At 47.0% G+C, this 21,486-nt stretch carries 18 protein-coding genes; 13 read left to right on the plus strand and 5 right to left on the minus strand.

Annotated elements, in window-relative coordinates; all coding sequences use genetic code 11:
• Positions 1-18 precede the first annotated feature (18 nt).
• The 4 genes from mrdA to VLX91_07825 all read left to right on the plus strand — a co-directional run bounded on the left by mrdA (position 19) and on the right by VLX91_07825 (position 5,496).
• Complete coding sequence (gene mrdA, locus VLX91_07810; protein HUI30107.1) at positions 19-1,791, plus strand: penicillin-binding protein 2; 1,773 nt, start codon at positions 19-21, stop codon at positions 1,789-1,791.
• A complete protein-coding gene (gene rodA / locus VLX91_07815; GenBank protein HUI30108.1) occupies positions 1,791-3,011 on the plus strand; it encodes a rod shape-determining protein RodA in 1,221 nt (406 codons plus the stop codon). The genes mrdA and rodA overlap by 1 nt, the downstream gene beginning before the upstream one ends.
• A 115-nt stretch (positions 3,012-3,126) precedes the next feature.
• Complete coding sequence (gene pyrF, locus VLX91_07820) at positions 3,127-3,921, plus strand: orotidine-5'-phosphate decarboxylase (protein ID HUI30109.1); 795 nt, start codon at positions 3,127-3,129, stop codon at positions 3,919-3,921.
• Positions 3,922-3,999: 78 nt separating this feature from the next.
• Positions 4,000-5,496 carry a DUF2851 family protein gene (locus VLX91_07825; GenBank protein HUI30110.1) on the plus strand — a complete coding sequence of 499 codons (1,497 nt, stop codon included), beginning with the start codon at positions 4,000-4,002 and terminating at the stop codon, positions 5,494-5,496.
• A gap of 106 nt (positions 5,497-5,602) precedes the next feature.
• Here the strand turns inward: VLX91_07825 and VLX91_07830 are convergent, their stop codons facing one another.
• The 5 genes from VLX91_07830 to VLX91_07850 form a co-directional block, all read right to left on the minus strand.
• Positions 5,603-8,032, minus strand: a complete 2,430-nt coding sequence (locus VLX91_07830) for a glycoside hydrolase family 2 TIM barrel-domain containing protein (protein ID HUI30111.1) — start codon at positions 8,030-8,032, stop codon at positions 5,603-5,605.
• Between the two features lie 238 nt (positions 8,033-8,270).
• Positions 8,271-9,035, minus strand: a complete 765-nt coding sequence (locus VLX91_07835) for a tetratricopeptide repeat protein (GenBank protein HUI30112.1) — start codon at positions 9,033-9,035, stop codon at positions 8,271-8,273.
• 29 nt (positions 9,036-9,064) lie between these two features.
• Positions 9,065-9,655 (minus strand): bifunctional nuclease family protein, encoded by a 591-nt coding sequence (locus VLX91_07840; GenBank protein ID HUI30113.1) that lies wholly within the window; start codon positions 9,653-9,655, stop codon positions 9,065-9,067.
• Positions 9,656-9,699: 44 nt separating this feature from the next.
• The gene (locus VLX91_07845) at positions 9,700-10,680 is read right to left on the minus strand and encodes an electron transfer flavoprotein subunit alpha/FixB family protein (protein ID HUI30114.1); all 981 of its coding nucleotides are present in this window, start codon (positions 10,678-10,680) and stop codon (positions 9,700-9,702) included.
• Positions 10,681-10,703: 23 nt separating this feature from the next.
• Positions 10,704-11,456: an electron transfer flavoprotein subunit beta/FixA family protein gene (locus tag VLX91_07850; GenBank protein HUI30115.1), complete on the minus strand. Its 753-nt coding sequence runs from the start codon at positions 11,454-11,456 to the stop codon at positions 10,704-10,706.
• A gap of 155 nt (positions 11,457-11,611) precedes the next feature.
• Between VLX91_07850 and VLX91_07855 the strand changes: the two genes are divergently transcribed.
• The 9 genes from VLX91_07855 to VLX91_07895 form a co-directional block, all read left to right on the plus strand.
• The gene (locus tag VLX91_07855) at positions 11,612-12,685 is read left to right on the plus strand and encodes an NlpC/P60 family protein (GenBank protein ID HUI30116.1); all 1,074 of its coding nucleotides are present in this window, start codon (positions 11,612-11,614) and stop codon (positions 12,683-12,685) included.
• Between the two features lie 191 nt (positions 12,686-12,876).
• Complete coding sequence (locus tag VLX91_07860) at positions 12,877-13,281, plus strand: HNH endonuclease (GenBank protein HUI30117.1); 405 nt, start codon at positions 12,877-12,879, stop codon at positions 13,279-13,281.
• A gap of 205 nt (positions 13,282-13,486) precedes the next feature.
• On the plus strand, positions 13,487-14,479 hold the full coding sequence (gene trpS, locus VLX91_07865; protein ID HUI30118.1) for a tryptophan--tRNA ligase: 993 nt from the start codon (positions 13,487-13,489) through the stop codon (positions 14,477-14,479).
• Between the two features lie 94 nt (positions 14,480-14,573).
• Entirely contained in the window at positions 14,574-15,362 is a 789-nt protein-coding gene (locus VLX91_07870) for a segregation/condensation protein A (protein HUI30119.1), read from the plus strand.
• Complete coding sequence (gene scpB, locus VLX91_07875; GenBank protein HUI30120.1) at positions 15,343-16,371, plus strand: SMC-Scp complex subunit ScpB; 1,029 nt, start codon at positions 15,343-15,345, stop codon at positions 16,369-16,371. The genes VLX91_07870 and scpB overlap by 20 nt, the downstream gene beginning before the upstream one ends.
• On the plus strand, positions 16,349-17,128 hold the full coding sequence (locus tag VLX91_07880; GenBank protein HUI30121.1) for a pseudouridine synthase: 780 nt from the start codon (positions 16,349-16,351) through the stop codon (positions 17,126-17,128). Before scpB ends, VLX91_07880 begins: the two co-directional genes overlap by 23 nt.
• 42 nt (positions 17,129-17,170) lie before the next feature.
• On the plus strand, positions 17,171-17,881 hold the full coding sequence (gene rsmG, locus VLX91_07885) for a 16S rRNA (guanine(527)-N(7))-methyltransferase RsmG (GenBank protein ID HUI30122.1): 711 nt from the start codon (positions 17,171-17,173) through the stop codon (positions 17,879-17,881).
• Positions 17,878-19,392, plus strand: coding sequence for a lysine--tRNA ligase (lysS, locus tag VLX91_07890; GenBank protein ID HUI30123.1), 1,515 nt, complete (start codon positions 17,878-17,880; stop codon positions 19,390-19,392). Before rsmG ends, lysS begins: the two co-directional genes overlap by 4 nt.
• A 167-nt stretch (positions 19,393-19,559) precedes the next feature.
• Positions 19,560-21,486: alpha-amylase/4-alpha-glucanotransferase domain-containing protein (locus tag VLX91_07895; protein HUI30124.1), on the plus strand; the 1,927-nt coding region annotated here is incomplete at its 3' end.

The raw sequence follows: 21,486 nt of genomic DNA on the forward strand, positions 1-21,486 counted from the left end.
TCTCGAATAAGATCGCTCATGATAAAGTGTGCGGTGGTTGCCGCACTGTTTGCCATCGTCGTAAAATTGGGCGACCTGCAGCTCATGAACGAAGTGGTCTATGGAAAAAAATCCGAAGAGATCACGACAAGGATTCTTGTTCAGCAGCCGTTGCGAGGGGAAATATTTGACCGCAATGGAAGTGTGTTAGTCGAGAATGATCCCGCATACGAGGTTTCGGTTATTCCTTATGAATTCAAGAACACTCAGATACCTTCACTCGCTGCTCTGCTGCAAATGGACAGCATCGATATTTCTCGACGTATCCAGATAGGCGAAAACATATCACCTTACTTTCCGGTAAGGTTGAAGCGTGACATTCCGTTTGCCACCTTGTCGTCGATCGAGGAACATCTGAAAGATTTTGTCGGCGTTTATTTTGACATTGAACCGAAGAGAGTCTACATCGGTAAAGCGCGAGCTGCGCATGTACTGGGATTTACAAAAGAAATCTCCGAGCCGCAGCTTGCCACCCTGGGGGATTACTATAAACCAGGCGACATCGTGGGATACACCGGACTCGAAGCGAGTTATGAAACGATTCTCCGAGGTCAGAAAGGTTTAAGATATCTGGCGGTCAACGCACGCGGGCAGACCATGGGGAGTTATGACAACGGGAAGATAGATGTCCAGGCTCAGGATGGATCCGACTTGCATCTTTCTCTCGATGAAGGACTCCAGGTTCTTGCCGAGTCATTGATGGTCGGAAAAAAGGGAGCTGTCGTCGCTCTCGATCCTAACAATGGTGAAGTGCTGGCAATGGTGAGCGCGCCTGACTTTGACCCCTCCGTTTTTTCAGGTTACACGTCTAAACAGCAGTGGGAAGAGTTGAACAACGGCGACAACCATGCGCTTTTTAACCGGGCAACGATGTCAGTTCTCCCTCCAGGCTCAACGTTCAAGATGGTCCTGGCAAGCGCCGCGCTTCAGGAGGGAACCATAAAAGATAGTTGGACTGTGCATTGCCCCGGCTCGTTTTATTTTGGGACAAGATTATTTAGAGACGATGCGGTCCATGGTACGGTCAACGTGTATGAAGCCATCGAAAAATCATGTGACGTCTATTTTTACAACTTAATGCTGAAGGTCGGCTTCGATGCCTGGACGAAGTACGGAGAGATGTTTGGATTCGGAACAAAGACGGGAATAGATCTGCGCGAAGAAAGCGCTGGTATCCTGCCTTCGAGAGATTATTACGATCAAATATTTGGAAAAAATAGGTGGACATCCGGATATCTGATCAGCCTCGCGATCGGTCAAGGTGAAGTGAGCGTGACTCCGCTGCAATTGGCTGCCTATACCATGACGCTTGCAAATTTCGGCGACTATTTCCAGCCGCATATCGTCCGGTATATTTGCGACCAAAGGACAGGCAAAACATTCTACACTCAGTACAGCGAAAGAAATATTCCGATCAGTAAAGAGGTTTTTGACGAGCTTCGGCAAGGCATGGAATTAGTAGTGAACGGCCCCGCCGGGACGGGAAGTGTCGCGCAGATCCCCGGAGTCATCGTAGCTGGAAAAACAGGAACCGCGCAGAACCCGCACGGCAAACCACACTCGTGGTTCATTGCATTTGCTCCTTTTGATAATCCCAAAATTGCACTTTGTGTCCTGGTGGAGAATGCAGGCTGGGGCGGGTCTGTCGCAGCCCCGATAGCAAAACAACTTCTACAATATTACCTGAATGAGACCGGTGCTCTGCCGCAACCGCAGCAAAACCGAGTGGTAGCAGCCGCCGTGTTACACTGATGTTCAAATTTTTAAAAGACTCGTTCGATTACAAAACATTCTTATTGGCTGTTTTGTTGGGCACCATAGGAGTCTTGTCTGTAAACAGTGCCACTTTCAACTCAGCGTCGCATAGTTTCTTCATCCGCGACATTATCTGGCAGGCCAGCGGCCTCATAGTGGCACTTGCGGTCTTGTTCTCGTCCAACAGATTTTTACAAAATGGTGCATACTTTTTTTATGTCCTGACGATGCTGCTGCTTGTGTTCGTGCTGGTTGCGGGCAAAAAAGTCTCCAGCCATTCAAGCTGGGTCGGCCTTTTTGGCGGAGGAGGTCAGCCGTCGGAGCTTGCGAAGGTCGCGACCATACTTACGCTGTCTAAATTCCTGTCCGAAAAAGGAAGCGAGCGGAATCAGTGGCAAGTCATCGGAATTTCTATAGGCATTGTCGGATTGCCGATGATCCTCACGATGCTCCAGCCTGACCTGGGAACCACGATAGTCTACCTCGCAATATTCTTCTCTATTCTTTACTGGTGGGGATTGCAGCCAATCATTATCGTTGGTTTGATTGCCCCGCTTGCGATCATATTCGCTGAATTTTCGGGTACAACCGTTCTCGTCATTACGGTCATCTCCCTGGGCTTGTTGTTTTTCTTTTTGAGCGGAAGAAGATTATTTTCAGTAACTTTGAGTTTTGTGGCTGTGGCGTTCGGCTTGTTTATGGAATATTTTTATAAGAAACTTCTCCAGCCTCACCAGCAGAAGCGAATCCAGATTTTCTTGCATCCTAATCTCGATCCTCAAGGTGCCGGTTATAATGCACTGCAAGCAAGGGTCGCGATTGGAAGTGGCGGCCTCTTCGGGAAGGGCTACCTCCATGGAGCACAGACTCAACTTCGTTACGTACCGGCCCGCTGGACAGACTTTATCTTTACGGTCATAGGAGAGGAATTCGGATTTTTCGGATCTGCGGTAACTTTGTTGGCGTTCGGCGCTTTGTTCTTCCGCGGACTGAGAATCGCGGAATTAGTCAAAACAAGATTCGCCAGTCTTGCCTCGGTCGGGATAACTTCTGTGTTGTTATTCCATGCTTTCGTGAATATCGGGATGAATATTAATCTTGCACCGATCGTAGGAATACCGCTTCCATTCATAAGTTACGGAGGCTCTTCCATTTTATCCGATTGGATGATGGTCGGAATCCTCCTGAACTTTTATGCGCATAGGAAGGAGCACTAATTCGTTGGAAGTGGGACTTGTGCGGCGACAGAGAAACATTTTCTGCATGATGAGGAGCCCCGGATTACAAACGTCAGGCCCAAGCAAATCTCAATCTCATTTCTGAGAGATCGAAATGAGCTTTAAGAAACTCGATGCTTCGATTGAGAAACACAAGAGCAATCTTTGCATCGGATTGGATCCGCTGCCGGAAAAAATTCCGGAGTTTCTGTCGGAATATGAGGATCCCGTCCTTGAATTTAATTCCCGCATCATCGAAGCGACACAGGATGTCGTTTGTGCCTATAAACTGAACACCGCGTTCTACGAAGTCTTGGGCGAGAAGGCATGGTCCACTTACGGCGAGACGATAGCGCGGATTCCCGACGACGTGTATGTAATTGCCGACTGCAAACGAAGCGACATAGGCAACAGCGCGAAACATTACGCACAGACATTTTTCGATTTCTTTGAAGTCGATGCGTTGACGGTGAATCCTTATATGGGATATGACTCGGTAGACGCCTTCCTGAATTATCGTGACAAAGATGCGTTCGTGCTGGTTCTTACTTCGAACCGAGGAGCAGAGGACTTTCAACTTATGGAGTTTGGCGGGAAAAAATTTTATGAAGTCGTCCTTGAGAAAATCTCCCAGTGGAATAAGGAGGGGAACATCGGCGCAGTCGTAGGCGCAACGAAGGTGGAGCAGCTCTCGCATATCAGAAAATGTTATCCGCAGATCCCGCTTTTGATTCCGGGTATCGGAGCGCAGGGTGGTTCGATAGAAAGTGTCGCCGAAGTCGCAGGCACGGATGGAGCACCCGTCATTGTGAATGTCGGCCGCGACATAATTTTTTCCGGTTATGATGAAAAGTTCGCAGACAAAGTCAGAGAGAAAGCTTTTTTCTATAACGCGTTGTTGAAAAAATGATGCAGCTGACCTTGCGAGGCTCTCCACTTCGCGAGGTTCTGCTGCTATGCAGCCTTTTGGTTCTAAGGGAGGTGCGATATGGCATTCTCAGAGCGAGATCATCTGGAAAATATTTCAGAATTCCAGCTTAAGGAGCTGTTCAGAAACCACAAGTTTGATTCCGATCTGCGAACAGTCTCGGGCAGGAAAGTCGAAATTTCTCAAATCGGCGAGCCGAATTCGGACGCAGGACCGGATTTCAATCACTCGATCGTCAAAGTCGACGGGATCACGATGCGCGGGGATATCGAGCTCCACAGGAAAAATTCCGACTGGTACGGCCACGCGCATAATTCCGACAGGAACTATAACGGGGTTATACTGCACCTCGTCGTGAGATCCGACGACGACCGGTTATGTCTTACCGAATCCGGAAGAAGGGTTGAGACCATCGAGCTGTCGAAATTTTTGTCGAGCGATTCGATGGACTTTCTAGCAGCGACAAATTCGGGTGAAAAAATCTTCTCTCTTAGGTGCGCTAATGAAACCTACAAGATGGCATTCAAGGATAAGATGGATTATCTGGAATCTCTCGGAGAGAAACGGTTCATGCACAAGGTGAACAAACTTGAAGAGCGCCTTAAAGATATTGTCGATGAAAATAGGCCTGTTGTCTTCGAAGCGAAGCAAAAATATTTCCGAGATTTTTCCGAGCTGCTTATCGAGCATAAGACTTACGAGAAATCGGAGCTGCAGGACGACGGCTACTGGGACCAGCTTCTGTACGAAAGTGTGTGTGAAGGTCTTGGATACAGCAAGAACACTGCGGCGTTTAGAAAGCTTTGCCGGAATGTTTCGCTGTCGTTTCTCCTGGAAAATTCCGGCCGCAGCAAGAAGACTGTCGAGGCGATACTCTTCGGAGCGGCGAATCTTCTTCCGATGGACAAGAGTGGATTCGATGACGAGTCTATAGGCTACTGTGAAGAGCTGGACAAAACTTGGCAGGGAATCAAGCGGAAATATAAGCGAGAATATGTTGATAAATCAGAGTGGCTGTTCTTCAAGCTCCGACCACAGAACTTTCCGACCCTTCGTATCGCTGGCGCAAGCTGTTTCCTCACTAATGAGAAACGTAAATTTTCAGCGAAGGATCTGGATCAAATCGCCGCGGGAAGGGACGGAAATGAAATCCTGTCGCATTGGAGGGAAGTGTTGATTGTTCCCGCAGAAGGTTTCTGGTCGCGCCACTATGTCTTCGGAACTCCCTCCACCACAAGCGTGAGGATGCTGATCGGTGCTTCCCGTGCACAGGAAATTATCGTAAATGTTATTTTGCCATTGACTTATCTTCGGGGAAAACTATTTGAAGCCGCGCAGATGCAGGAGAAGTCGCTGGAAATTTACCGAAACCATGCGCCGATGGCCGATAATAACATTACGCTTCTTGTTAAAGAACATCTCTTCGGCGGAGACAATGTGTTTGATTCGGTTCTCGCACAACAGGGAGCGATTCATCTCTACCGTTCTTTCTGTTCGGAGAGAAGGTGCGAGAGGTGCAGGATCGGAAAAACTATTTTAAAAAAAACCGCTACTTGATTTTTTCTATTTAAAGGGGACCTTTAGAAAAATGCTCGTGCCGAAAATTTGGTCATACCCTCGGGCATTCGTCTTTCCGTAATTCCATCCGTTGTCGTGTGCTGTTTTACTTCTTATTATAATACCATTCACAATAATCCGCATACTTTTTTTCATCTGTCATCCCAATAACGCTAATTTGGTTCTGACCTTGCCTTAGTCTGATGTTTTCCCAGGCGATTTTATGAATATCGGAATCCATAGGCTTCTTGGAAATAAACTCGCCATTCACATAGAGTTCAACCTCATTCAGGTTGGTATAAACTGCTACCTGAACATTCGGATCTTTTCTGTCGGCGTCGCGCTTGCTAACAATGTGCAATGTTGGTTCATCGGACCAATTGGCTTTATAGAAGTAAAAGGCGTCTTTCTTTGTTTGCCGGTCGTGCGTAACCAAACCTTTGTAATTCATGTAAGGTTTATCACCACGGGTGGCATAGGTCCAACTGAAATCAAACATATTCCAAACAAACTTACACCAGATATCTCTCCGGTTTTTTATATTACGCCAAACTTCTTCATGGTACAGGTTCTGATATTGCTCTGGGAAACATCTACCTTGAGGATCAGGGCGGCTAGGGTTTTCCTCCTGTTGCGAAATGCATGCTTCAGCTCCATATTCGCTAAGGCCTCCTTTTAACTCGGGATGTTCCTTATGCAGCTTGTCGTACCAAGTGCGATAGTCGGTGAAATTGCCATAGTACCAACCAAAATACCAATTCCATGCCACTACGTCGGTTACAGAATGCCGTTCTGTCGGTTGAACAAAGTCTGCCTGGGTGGTTAACCGGAACTGATCAAGACTTTTCGCAGTCTCATTGAGAGTTCTTACATAACTTGCAGGGATATCGATTTCGTTATATAATCCCCAAAACAGGATGGAAGGATGATTGTAGTTTTGTTTTATTAATTCTGCCAACTGTTCTTTGCAGTTCTGTAAATAGCCGGGGATATTTCCACGGTAGGCAGGCGTATTGGGGATTTCAGCCCAAGCAACCAGACCATTCTCGTCGCATAGACGATACATGATATCTGCCTGCTGATAATGCGCAAATCGTATCCCGTTGGCTCCTATTTCTTTTATAAGTTCAAAATCTTTTTCATTTTCCTCGTCACTTAACGCCGGTCCTTTTCCTTCCCACTCCTGGTGACGACAAACTCCGTACAAATCATAAGGTTTCCCATTCAAAATAAGGCCGCTATCCCTATCGACACGATAATATCTTACACCCAAAGGTTGTTCCAGTTCATCGATAGGATTTCCATCTATATCCGAAATGGTCACTTTTACTTTGTACAGATAAGGGTCACTCTTTGCATCCCAAAGTCGTGGATTACTGATGTGCAAATTCTGATTTTCTTTTATTTCAGAATTATTCTCGATAGAGATTTCTTTCTTAGCCGCTGTAACTGCTTTCCCCGTACTATCAGTAATTTCAGCAGAAAGAAAAGCTTCAACGGGAACACTATCTTGTTTTTGATATGACCAGCCGAACATTACGGAAGCTCCTCCGCCTAACTGATTGTATTCTATTTTCACCCGGATTTCTCTCCCCGCTTCCAAAGTTGTATCAAATGTTTTTTCCAACGCAGCGTGAGCGCCCCAATTATCGATCACCATTTTCCTGTCTAAATACAATCTTGATCCATCATCACTTTTCAGTATGAAGCGGTAAGCTCCTGAATTTTTGGGAATAAAACGACCTGTCCACGCAATCGAAAACCTATCAGCCGGCATATCGTCGAAGGGAGCACCGTTCCCATAATTGAAAAGTATTTCTTCATCCACCCTGGAATGAAGAGGTTTCCCTTCAAACTCAGGATTGGAATAGTACTCACCGTAAAGGCCTATCCCCTTTTTCCCTATAGGCGGCACTAACTCCGTCGATTTGGTTTGCACAATTGGTAATGAGCGGTAATTGACGAGTGTTTGAATATTTATACTTGCGGATTCGTTTGATATGGTATCAGATGAAATATAAGTACCGCTCGAAGCATGGTCGAGCGGGGAAATACAGAGATCAGGGGTACTAAAAATTGTTACAGGCCTGTATATGCCCCCAAAGATAGGATATAAATACGTGCCGGATGGGGCAACATCTAATTGTGTTGCGTTGTTCACTTTGACAGATAGATAATTCTTCTCACCATTTTTGATATAAGGTGTTATTTCGTAAATAAATGCCGAATAGCCGCCTTTATGCGTGCCCAGATAAATGCCGTTGAAAAACACATCACAAACCAATGACACGCCTTCGAACCGAATAAAATATCTGCTCGATTTGTTATCGCGGTTTAACATAAAGTTAGTCCTGTACCAGCCAATTCCTTGATAATAATTGGGCCCGTCGGTTAAAACATCCTGTGAATTCCAAGTGTGGGGGACAGTGATATCTTGCCAGCCGGTTTCATCGATTGTTCCTCCGCTTTCCGCTGAATGAATTTCTCCTTTATGAAATTTCCATTTATCTAGTTTAAAATTATATCTGTATTGCAAAAAGTTCTGGGAATTTGCGTCTCTGTATGACAGAAGAACAAATAAGATTGCTCCCAATACGAGAAATATTTTTTGTGTCCTCATTTCTTAACTAGTAACTCATGGTTGGTTTTATTACTGACTTAACTAGGCTTCCTAAAGTACTGATCATATCATAAAGCAACAGAACAGTTTGCAGTTGGCGGAAGACAACTGTCACGTCATTTCTATCTGGAGCAGAACAGTTTTTTAGTGCATGCTATTTATTATTTATTTCCTGAAGAATTTTCTGTGCTTCCACTTTTAGAGAGTCATCACCTTCGTCCCGCTTCGGAATGGGGGGAATCGCATTCAACTCGTCACGCGCCTTTTGATATTCATCGTCGGTGACATAGGCTTTAGCAAGATCGAGGCGGAACATTACGAAGTTCGGGTCGAGCGACACTGCCTTCTGATAGAATCTGATCGCGTCATCTAAATTTCCCCACGACAAACCAAGAGGCCATCGAAAGACCGATGGTTTCTCTGCCAATTTCGCGTGAGTTCTCCCGAGGATGTAATATGCGATTGAGTTGTTGGGATCTAAAGAGATCGCCCGCTCACAGTCGTCGCGAACTTGTTTGACTACCGGCGCAACGCTGAACACGCCCTTGAAAAGAGCAATCTTTCCGTTTGCGGCTGCACGATAAGTATATGCCATCGAATTCTTAGGATCGGCTGCGACCGCAGAGTCCGCGTAACTGAGTGCTGCTTGATAAACTTTAATCTGTTCGTTCTTCTGATCATCGGTTGAAGCAGGCATTCGGTCGCCTATGTGAACTTCAACCCGGCTTAATCGCCAAAGGACATCTGCGTTGTGAGGAAAATTTTTGTTTGCGTCTATGAGGACTTCATATGCACCCTTGTTGTCGAACCTGAAATACAAGTCGTCGCTCGATTTGAGCGTGTCGGTCAGTGGATCCTTTTGGGGTTGGAGAAATGTGAAAGCACATATGAATGAGGCAAGAGCTAATGCGGATTTCATCTGAACTCCGATTATGGTTTAGGTGTGAATCAGTCGCCGAGCTGGAGCCGCCTGATCTCGTCGCGGAGTTTTGCGGCCCTTTCGTAATCCTCTCGGCTTATAGCATCTGTCAATTCCTTCTGAAGCTGCTCCATTTTGGATTCTTTCGTGTGGGCGGGAGATTTGCTTTTCTTCGGTTTGTCCGGTTTTGATTCGGATTCCGTTTCTTGTTCGCCCTCTTCGGCTTCAGGAACGCCCGATGCTTCTTCCATGACGGCCTCCGCAACGTAAATCGGGACGCCGAATCTTATCGCGATCGCAATCGCGTCGCTCGGCCGCGCGTCTATCTCATGGCTCGATGAATTTCCCTCGACGTTCAGCCGCGCGAAGAAGGTTCCTTCACGTAACTCGCTAATTATCACATCTGAAAGATTTGTCCCGAGCGACTCGAGGACGTTTTTCACCAGGTCGTGAGTAAGAGGCCTCGGCGGTTTTATCCCCTCCAACTCGAGCGCGATCGCCTGGGCCTCGAATTGTCCGATGATTATTGGAAGTCTTCGCTCTCCTTCCGTCTCTTTCAATATCAGTGTATATGCTCCCGGACTTGACGGGCTCGGCGAAAGTCCGAGTATGTCTACCATTACTTTGTCCAAATTCCAATTCCTTCCTAAATTTGCAGAAAGGCTTACTCTTTTCCAAGAACCTTTTTCAATTGAATCGTCAACTCGGGGACTACTTCAAATGCATCGCCGACAATTCCGTAATCTGCAACCTGGAAGATCGGCGCCTCCTTATCTTTGTTGATAGCTACAATGTACTTTGAGGAAGACATTCCTGCAAGATGCTGTATTGCTCCGGAGATCGCTACTGCGACATACAGGGATGGCGAAACGGTTTTTCCTGTTTGTCCGACTTGATCGCCATGTGGTCTCCATCCCGCGTCTACGACGGCTCTCGATGCACCGACCGCAGCTCCCAACACATCGGCCACCTCCTCGATCATCCTGAAATTGTCCGGACCGCCGAGTCCCCTTCCGCCGGAAACAATGATGTCGGCTTCAGTAAGGTCGGGCCTTCCTCCTTTGGACACTGACACGCCCGTCACTCTCGAAGAAAAATCCGATTCCTGCAAATTTACGCCAACTTTTTCCACTTCTGCAGAAGATCCATCTGCGTTTCCCGGGTTGAAGACGTTTGGTCTTAAAGTGAAAACCTTTTTTGCGGATTTTAATTTCAGATCAATCAGTGCCTTGCCGGCATATACCGGTCTCGTTGCGATGACCTCTCCGCCATCGACTTTGAATGCGACGCAATCCGCTGCGAGACCGGCTTTCAATTTTGCGGCGACCCGTGCCCCGAGATCTTTACCCATTGCGCTTGCGGGAAGAAGCACCATGTCCGCCGATATAGACGAAACAATATCCGCGACAATTTTTGCGTATGAGGTAGTAGAGTAGAGATCCAGTCTCTCATCTTCTGCGACATAAACTTTCTTGATTCCGTACCCTCCCAGTTCGGCTGCGATCTTTTCTACATTTTTCCCAATTACCAGAGCGGATGCTTCCGCACCCAGTTGATCCGCGAGCCGCGCAGCGGCGTGAACCGCTTCGAATGCGACTTTCTTAAACTTGCTTTCACGTTGTTCTGCAAATGCAATGATTTTCATCTATTCCCCCATTCCTCAGATTTTTATATGACTTTTGCTTCCTCATGAAGAAGCCTTACAAGCTCAGGGACCGCCGTCTTGTCGGTGCCGATGATTTTTCCCTGTTGCTTTGCGGACGGCTTTCTCATTTCAACAATTTCAGTGAGCGATTCAAGGGCAGGAGCCGCAACTTCCTGGATCGGTTTTGTTTTTGCCGCCATAATTCCTTTCAGCGCGGGATAACGCGGCTCGTTCAACCCCTTTTGAGCCGTTATCACGCACGGCAAAGTCAACTCGACGGTTTCCTTCCCGCCTTCTATTTCTCTTTCACAGACAACTTTTTTGTCGCTTCCGTTTACATCGAGCTTTACCACGACGGACGCCGATGGAAGTCCTAACATTTCTGCGACCATGGTGCCTACCGCCGCATCGTCGTAGTCGATCGACTGTTTCCCAAAGAAAATTATCTCGGCCCCGGAATCTTTAAGAGCCGAAGCGATTGCCGACGCTACCGAATAAGAATCTCCAACGCTGTCGGTTTTGACGAGGATTCCTTTGTCCCCGCCCATTGCGAGAGCTTTGCGAATAACTTCTTTGCTGGAATCGCCGCCAACCGTAACGTAGGTTACTTCGGAAGGGGTTTTGTCTTTGATCTGAAGCGCAGCCTCGACCGCGAATTCATCGTACGGATTCAGAATGACGTTGATTTCGGACCGGTCAATAGTTTTGCCGTCCTGCCCGACTTTCACTTTCGTTTCAGTGTCCGGAACCTGGTTGACACAGACAAAAATTTTCACGACTACCTCGAAATTTTTTGATAAGCGACTCAAAATTTAATTTTCTATCCGATGAACTTCAAGAGATAATGGTGAATAGTTCATGGTGCCGGCATCTTTTCCTGATTATTGCTTGAAGTGCCGACTTTCGATATATTTTTTATGGAATGACTAAGATGGAACGCAGTTTCCGGATTTACAGAGAATTTGAAAAAAAGTTAAAGAAATCTACGCGAATCGACGCGCGGTATTCCGTCTTAGAATTTCGATACACGAAAGATTTTCTACACGTCTTTACCGATTCCCTGCGCAATGCGATTTCCGTTTCTCGAGCTTATGAGAGAATGTCGGTCCGGTCAAATCCTGTATTTAAGATAAAAGTATCTCTATTGCCCGACAGGTCGGTCGGGAATTTCGTGAAAGGCGTCTGCCATGTCGGCGTCGCGCCCGTAAGAAGATCAAGTACTTCTTCCAGTGAACAGGTCACTCAAGTTTTGTACGGAGAAAGTTTCGATGCTCTTCAGATTTTTCCGCGGACTCGGTCTTCGATAGGAGATTGGATAAGGGTAAGATTACATGCGGACGGATACATTGGGTGGGTGTCTTCGAATCAAGTCACTCTATTCCCGGAGGACGAGTTCAAAAAATACCGATCATTTATGAAAGCTTATGTGGTCGAGAGAATATCTTCTCTATTTGAAAAGCCGTCGATAAATTCACCCGCAGTTCGTGAGGCGGTATTCGGTAGCGAACTTATCATGGTGGGACAAGAGGGAATTTTTTTTGAGGTGAAGCTGCCGGATGGCCCTTCAGCTTATGTAAAAAAATCGGATGTGTCGGTTTCGCCACTGGCGAAAAGATTTTCGATGAGGAATTTGTTCGCGACGGCAAAGAACTTTGAAGGGATCTCTTATGTCTGGGGTGGAAGAAGTGCCAAAGGCTTCGATTGTTCAGGTTTTGTGCAGACAGTGTTTCGGTTAAACGGTATCGAGCTGCCCCGGGACACTGACCTCCAATTTTCAGCCGGAAAATTCGTAGGAAGGACTCTCAACAAGGTGAGACCAGGAGATTTATTGTTTTTTTCATCAAATGGCAATAAAATTAGTCATGTCGCGATATATTTTGGTCGAAATAAAGAGTTCATTCACTCATCGGGATTCATTAAGATCAGCAGCCTCGACCCACGAAGAGAAAATTTTAGCAGGAAGTTATTCTCGGGTTTTGTCGGTGCGTGCAGAGTAATTTCATGAAGTGAGCCGCCTGTGGCGGACAATGAAAAGGAGGTGCTTGAGTCTTCAGCCAAAATTATGAGCAAAGAATTGATCGGTATGATCACGAGAGATCATACGGTAAAGTATTACTTTTAAATCAAAACTACGAGCCGCTTACGGTTTGCAGCTGGAAAAAAGCGGTCATTCTGCTATACCTGGGGAAAGCTGAGTTGATCGAACGTTATGACGGAAGAATTCTCCGATCAGTTACGACATCCATGCCGATGCCGAGCATTCTCAGGCTTTCGGTTTACTATCGGGTGCCGCACAAACGGGTAATCTTATCGCGGAAAAATATATTGAGGCGTGACGGAAATCGGTGCCAGTATTGCGGCCGCGGAGACCTGCCGCTGACCATCGACCATGTTATTCCGCGGACACGCGGGGGCGATGAAAGCTGGGAGAACCTCGTTTGTGCCTGCATGAAGTGCAACAACAAGAAAGGCGACCGGACTCCAGAAGAAGCAGGATTGAAGCTCCTCTCGATGCCCCGCAGGCCGAACCACGTTACGTTCATCAGGCACTTCGTCGGAAGAATAGATGAGAAGTGGAAGCCGTACCTTTTTATGAAGTAGAAATATTTCGTAAATTAGGCACGCGAAAATATAAATCGCAAGTTATACCGAATTTTTCCATTGAACTTAGGTCGTTTAATTGTTCCGCTCCGACAACACGTTCTGTTGAATGATGTGGCATGACGCATAACAGGAGCGGCAAATTTTTTTTGTTTTCGTCGACCGCCGCAGGCGGATCACTTACTTACATTAATTTTGTTTCTGGATGACTGATTTAAAAAAGAAAATTATTCTGAGCGGGATGCGTCCCACAGGGAAGCTGCATCTTGGCCACTGGACCGGCGCACTTGAAAACTGGGTTGCACTTCAAAACGATGGCGGCTATTCTAATTACCATTTGATTGCCGACTATCACGTCTTGACGACTAACCTTGATTCGACACAAATCTATTCTTATTCGGTTGAAATGATTCTCGATTGGCTCGCTGCGGGAATTGATCCGGAACGCAGTCCCATTTTCAGACAGTCGCAGGTAAAGGAACACACTGAGCTGCACCTGATCTTTTCAATGTTGATCACGAAATCAAGGCTTGAGCGGAATCCGACTCTGAAGGAGCAGGTCCGTGATCTGGACCTTGGCCCGATAAGCTACGGCTATCTGGGTTATCCTGTGCTGCAGGCGGGAGACATACTTCTATATAAAGGAGAGGTAGTGCCTGTCGGTGAAGATCAGCTGCCGCACATTGAAATCACTCGCGAGATTGCGCGTGAGTTCAACCGGCAATACGCGCAGGTTTTTCCGGAGCCGGTAGGGAAGCTGACGAAGTTTGCCCGGCTCCCGGGGCTCGATGGGAAGAGGATGAGCAAATCGGTAGGGAATACCATATTGCTTTCCGATTCTTCTGATGAAGTGAAGAAGAAAATGAAGAAAGCGGTTACTGACCCGCAGAAGATCCGCAAAGGCGATCCCGGAAGGCCTGACATCTGCCTCGTTTTTATGTACCATCAAAAGTTCAATCCTGCCGAAGAGCAGGAAATTCGGCGCGGATGCGAGAGCGGGCAGCTTGGCTGCGTAGACTGCAAAATGAGGGCGGCGGAAAAAATCAATGAGTTTCTGAATCCGTTCAGAGAGCGGCGCAAACATTACGAAGCTAAGCCGGAAGAGGTGAAAAAAATTCTGAAGAATGGTGAGGACCGCGCACGATTGGCTGCTCAGAAAACGATGACGGAAGTACATCAAGCAATGAAGATGGGATGAACTGGAAAATAAAAGTGTCCGCGGCAGGCGGATACGTTTGGCGAAATATGCACAATGAAAAGTTGGCGGAAGTTTTCCAGGCGGTAAATATTCGATGAGCTACAGGGTAAAACTGAACGACTTTGAAGGGCCTCTCGATCTGCTCTTATTTTTTATCAAACGAGATCAGCTTGACATTTACGACATTCCGATCGCGCGAATCGCGAAAGAATTTCTGGAATACATTCATATCATGCAACTGCTTGATCTTGAGTTGGTCGGTGACTTCCTCGTCATGGCGGCAACCCTGATGCAGATAAAAGTGAAAATGCTCTTGCCGCATGAAGAAGGGATTGAAGGACTAATTGAGGAAGATCCGCGGAAAGAACTGGCGGACAGGATTGCTGAGTACGCGCGCTTCAAGGAGGCGGCGAGAAACTTCGGGCATCTCGAAGAAGAAGGGAACAAACTTCTCTATCGATCGTATTTCAGGCAGGACGAGCGGCAATATAGTTCACCGGATACGGAAGAATTGAAGAATGCTACTCTGGTTGATCTCATCACGGCGTTCAAGAAGGTCATGGACAAGCTGGACACGACTCCGTACCACAACATACAGCGGCTAAATGTGACCATGGAGGAACAGATCGAATTTCTTCTCGGTTCGATTGAAGACAAGAAGCCGGTCCATTTCCTCGAATTGGCAAGTCAAATTCACGAGCGGATCAAACTTGTCGTTACCTTTATTGCGCTGTTAGAGTTGATCAAAAGACATGTTCTCCGGGTTCAAACGGCCGGCGAATTCAATGATTTTATTATTTCAAAGCGCGAAGGACCATCCGGAAAATCTCCAGCCAAGGATTCTTCTGATGGCGAGGAGGATAATGCTGGAAGAATTGTCTAAGCGGGATCATAGCGGTGAAGAACCCGCCCCGGGGGTCGGCGACCCCTTGAAAGAACTGAGTGACGCAAATGTCGATCGTAATGACTCGGAACAAAATCTCGAAGGAAATGTTGGGAGTCAGCTCATATACATAGATGATCACGAGACACACAAGACTGTCAGCGACGATTTGATCTCAAGCGACAAGGGTAAGCCTGCCGCAAAATCTCTCGATGGATTGGAAGAAATCGTGAAATCGCCCGAAGCAAGTAATGACGAACTTCCTTCGAGGGAAGAGATCATCGACGAGCTGGCCCACATTATCGAAGCGATCATTTTTGCATCGGACGAACCGTTGAGTGTCGGAACCATAAAATCTGTTCTTGATGCATCGCATACTTTCGGGCGCGTCAATCCCGATATGATAGTTTCGCGGATTGATGCTTTGAACGATAAATACGGCGCCGATGGAAGCGGCTTTCGTATCATAGAAATTGCCGAGGGCTACCAGTTTGCAACGCGAAAAGAATTGGCTCAGTGGATTTCTTATTTGTTCAGGGAAAAGGCAAGGCGCAAACTCTCCAACTCTGCGCTGGAAACGCTTGCGATCATCGCGTACAAGCAACCGGTTACGAAACCGGAGATTGAGTCAATTCGCGGCGTCAATGTCGACTATGTTCTTCACAACCTTCTCGAGAAAGAAATCGTGACTGTTGTAGGCCGCGGAGAAACTGTCGGTCGACCGCTTCTTTACGGGACGACCCAGAGATTTCTGAAAATTTTTGGACTCAGAAACCTGGAAGACCTGCCGAAGCTCCGCGAGATAGAGGAGATAATAAAGGAGATCCGGAGCAAAGGGGCGGAAGAATCAATCCAGCTTGAGATAACTGCTCTCGGAGATGAAGTTGCTACTGAACCGATGAGCCCGACGGGTTCTGGAACAGATGCGTCGTCGGACGCTCCTTCGAAAGACAAAGACGCGGCAGACAGACGAGACACATCGTTGGATGATGCAAGCCCCAAAGCGTAAGTTTGACGGCAAGCCCATCGTAAGCAAGGGACCATCAATCAGACTGAACAAGTATCTCTCATCTTCAGGGGTCACTTCCCGCCGCAAAGCGGATGAAATGATTCTCGCGGGAAGAATAAAAGTGAATGGCAGAGTGATGAAGGAACTCGGCATGAAAATCAACCCGGACCATGATAGAGTAGAGGTCGACGGCAGAGGAATAAGGCATCAGACAAATCTGGTCTACATCTTGATGAATAAGCCGAAGGATTTAGTCACCACTCTCCACGATGAAAAAGGAAGACGGGGAGTCCTCGATGTAGTAAGGGTCAGGGAACGCGTTTATCCTGTTGGGCGCCTTGACCGGAACACGACCGGTGTTTTGCTTCTGACCAACGACGGCGAGCTTGCAAATCGGTTGATGCATCCGAGGCATCTCGTTTTGAAAGTCTACAAAGCGACTCTCGAGAGGCCGATCAGAGAACGCGAACTTGCGAAGTTGAAAAAGGGAATCATGCTGGATGGCACAGTGACGGTGCCCGACGAACTTTATATTCTCCCAGAGAGCGAGGGCAAGGAAGTCGGGATCGCGGTTCACGAAGGGAAGCATCATCTTGTCAGAAGAATGTTCGAATCGATAGACATACACGTTGTCCAGCTTGATCGATACTCATATGCTGGATTGACTCATCACGATCTGCGTCGCGGGGGTTGGCGTAATCTCACAAGGTCTGAAGTCTCCACTTTGAGGAAACTCGTTGACCTCGGCGAAAATTGAAATAAGGGAAACGAGGTCCGCCCATCTTCATCGAGGATTTGCATGAAGGACGTTTCGTGGTTTCTTGCGATTTGTGCCGACAATGGTCTAAAGCTCAGCGATGAGCAGGCGACATCATTCGAGACTTATCTGAAGCTGCTCCTGTTATGGAACAGCCGCATAAACATGATTTCGCGAAAAGACGAAGATAATTTTTACTCCCGCCATGTTTTGAATTGCATTTCATTTTTGTTCAATCGAGGTCTGAAGCGCGACGCAAAAATTCTCGACCTGGGTACCGGCGGCGGGCTGCCGGGGATTCCGCTGAAGATTCTTTGTCCGGATCTAAATATTATATTGCTCGATTCGATTGCAAAAAAAACCGCAGCTCTGTCTGATATTGTCAACAAAATGCAGTTGGAAAATGTGGAAGTCGTGAACGGGAGAGCCGAAGAACTCTCGAAACTGGATGAATTTCAAGGGAAATTTGATTATGTTGTAACCCGTGCGGCAGCAAAACTGAATGAAGTTACAAGGTGGTCGCGCGGATTTCTGAAGCCTTCTGAGTTGATTGGCAATAAAATGATTCCGGTTGGAATGTTGATTGTCCTTAAGGGAGGCACGATTGATGATGAGCTTAGAGCAGCACGAAATATCAATTTCGTGAATTCGATTGAAGTCGACGACATCACCTTCAAAGGAATGAATGAACTTGATAACAAAGAGAAGAAATTAATCTTGATCAAATATTCTGCTTTGGAGAAAAAAAATTGAACGAGCACGAAGAATATCTTCGTGAACAAAACGAGCTTACGAAAAGAAGGCTTGAAGAACTCGAGGAGTTAAAGAGGGTAAACATAAACCCGTACGTTTACGGCTTTGAAGTTGACAGTTATTCTTCGGACATATTGAAGTCATTCAGAGACGACGCGCCCCCTGCCGACGTTGCAATCGCCGGGCGGGTGATGTCTCTTAGAAGAATGGGCAAAGCTTCGTTCTGCCACATCCAGGATTCAAGGGGGAGAATCCAAATTTATCTGAAGCGCGATGATCTCGGCGAGTCTTATGATCGGTTCAAGTTGATGGATATCGGAGACATCATCGGCATAAAAGGTTTTGTCTTCCGTACCAAGATGGGAGAAGTTTCCATCCATGCGAAGTCACTTGAGCTTCTTACGAAATCTGTCCGCCCGCTCCCGGTTGTCAAGGAGAAGATCGACGAGCATGGAAACAAAGCCACTTACGACCCATTTTCCGATAAGGAGCTTAGATACAGGCAGAGGTACGTTGATCTTGTTGTAAATCCAGAAGTGCGGGAAGCTTTCGTGAAACGCGCAAAGGTCATAAGTTCCGTTCGCAGATTTCTCGACGAGAAAGGATACCTGGAGGTTGAAACTCCAATTCTGCAGCCCATGTACGGTGGAGCGGCGGCGCGTCCGTTCATGACTCATCACAATGCACTCGACATGGATCTGTTTCTCCGGATTTCAGATGAACTCTATTTGAAGCGCCTTATCGTGGGAGGATTTGAAGGCGTTTATGAGATAGGAAAGGACTTCAGAAATGAGGGGATGGACAAATCGCATAACCCCGAGTTCACAATGCTGGAATTGTATGTATCATACAAAGATTATAACTGGATGATGGAGTTGGTGGAGCAGCTTGTCGATTCTGTTTGCATTAGTGTTGCCGGCAACTCTAAAGTAAAAGTCGGTGATAGGGAGATAGATTTTACTCCGCCGTGGAAAAGAGTTGCGATGCTCGATTCGATCCGAGAGTCCACGGGGGAAAACATGGCCGATAAATCCGAGATTGAGCTGACAAATATTGCGAAGAAGCTTCACGTTGAAGTGGAAAAATCGATGGGGATCGGAAAAATCATAGACGCGGTTTTTTCGGAGCTCGTAGAACCCAAGCTGATTCAGCCGACCTTCATAACCGATTATCCGGTTGAAATGTCTCCGCTGGCGAAACGTCATCGATCCACGAAAGGTTTGGTAGAAAGGTTCGAGCTGATTTGCAACGGGCACGAGCTGGCAAATGCATTCACCGAGCTTAACGACCCGCTCGATCAGCGCTCTCGTTTTGAAGAACAGGCAAAGCTTCGCGCACGCGGAGACGAGGAGGCCATGGTCGTCGACGCAGATTTCTTACGTGCACTTGAATACGGAATGCCGCCGACTGCCGGACTCGGGATCGGCATCGATAGACTGGCCATGGTGCTGACGAACCAGGATTCGATCAGAGATGTGATTTTCTTTCCGCAAATGAAACCTGAGAAATGATCTCTTAGATCTTACGCGCCACAGTTGCAACCAAAAGGTGACTGGTGTGCGAACGGCATGAGCCCTTCAGCGTAGGCGCTTATAGAATAAGTGAGCGGGGAATCGCACGAGATTAGCTTTGTTTTTTCATCCACGGGATTCGAGGCAAAAGTTTTTAGAGATTGAATATGAAAAAAATAAATCTTGTCATAGGAATTCACAACCACCAGCCGATCGGGAACTTCGATCATGTTATTGAGGAAGCGTATAAAAAATCGTACAGACCTTTTCTTGAAGTTCTGGAGAAATTTCCCCGAATAAAGATTTCCCAGCATTACACGGGGTTTCTGTTTGAGTGGTTGAAGAAAAACCATCCGGAAATTTTCTCAAAACTGAAATCATTCATAAAGTCGGGCCAGGTTCGTTTGATGACAGGCGGCTTCTACGAACCGATCCTTGCTATCATTCCCGATAAGGATAAACTTGGTCAGATCAGGAAACTTAATGAGTACATTGAAAAGAATTTCAAATTCAAGCCGACGGGAATGTGGCTGGCCGAGCGAGTCTGGGAGCAGCACATCGTAAAGCCGATAGCCGAATGCGGCGTAAGCGCGGTCGTCATCGACGATACACATTTTAAATATGCAGGACTGAAGGATGAAGATTTACTCGGTTACTACGTGACCGAAGAGCAGGGCAGCGCAGTCAACATCTTCCCTATCAGTAAATCGCTGAGGTATTCGATACCATTTCAGCCGGTTGAGAAGACGATTGAATACCTGCGCTCGGTCGCGAGTGAAGATGGTACACGAATTGCGGTCTATGCGGATGACGGGGAAAAGTTCGGTGTCTGGCCCAACACCCACAAGCATGTTTATGAGGACAAATGGCTCGAAGAATTCTTCTCCGCACTGGAAGAAAATTCCGATTGGATAAACATCCTCCATTTTTCGGAAGTCCTCGAGAAAGTGAAGCCAATCGGACGAGTATATTTGCAGAACGCTTCGTATTCCGAGATGCTTCATTGGGCATTATGGCCCGAGCTTTTTGAAAAGTACGAGGAATTTGAAAACAAGCTGAAGAGCGCGAAGCTCTTCGACACTTATGAAGAGTTTGTCCGTGGCGGATACTGGAGAAATTTCCTGGCAAAATATCCGGAGTCGAATAATATTCACAAGAAAATGATCCGCCTTTCAGAACGCGCCCACGCTCTGGAACGCAAGGGCATGAAAATGGATCACGTCCTCGATAAGATCTGGGCGGCGCAGTGCAACGATCCCTATTGGCATGGAATCTTCGGCGGACTATATCTGCCGAATCTCCGTTACCCCGTATATAAAAGTCTAATCCAGGCCGAGGTCGGGATCGATAAGATGGAGAATAAGAAGAAAATCGCTGTTACTCATGAGGATTTCGACAGGGACGGCTCCGAGGAGATTTTGGTGGAATCGAATGTCCTCGATGCATACTTCAAGCCGGAAGAAGGGGGGATGCTTTTCGAGCTTGATTATAAACCAATTCCATTTAATGTGCTTGACATTCTCAGCCGCCGTCCGGAAGGTTATCACAAGAAGCTCAAACGACAGCCTGCGTCTGGATCGAACGGTGATGAAATACAAAGCATCCATGATATGGTGGTATCGAAGGAAACGGGATTGGAGAAACTCTTGAACTATGATTGGTATCGGCGGGCTTCTTTCATCGACCATTTCGTCGGAGACACGACGTTGGAAGAATTTGCCGCAGCGAAATATCATGAGAAAGGGGATTTCGTGCTCGGGCATTACGGCAGAAAAATTTCCCGCAGGGGCGGAAAGGTCATGGTACAATTTTCCCGCGACGGCAATGCGGATAATATCCCGTTAAGAATCACAAAAAATTTCGAGCTCGCTGCCGGGTCCGGTAAGATAATTTGTAAATATAAAATAGAGAACCTGTCCGCCGAAGAATTGCATAACGCGCGCGGAAATTCATCGTCAGCAATCTTTGATTTTGGCGTTGAATTCAATTTCGGCTTGATGGCCGGGGATGCTTACGATAGGTATTATATGATTAATAATGTGAAGCCGTCTGATCCGCGAATGAAAAGTTCGGGCGGTACGGAAGCGGTCAGAT

Source organism: Candidatus Acidiferrales bacterium, from assembly GCA_035515795.1.
Classification (GTDB): domain Bacteria; phylum Bacteroidota; class Ignavibacteria; order Kryptoniales; family JAKASW01; genus JAKASW01.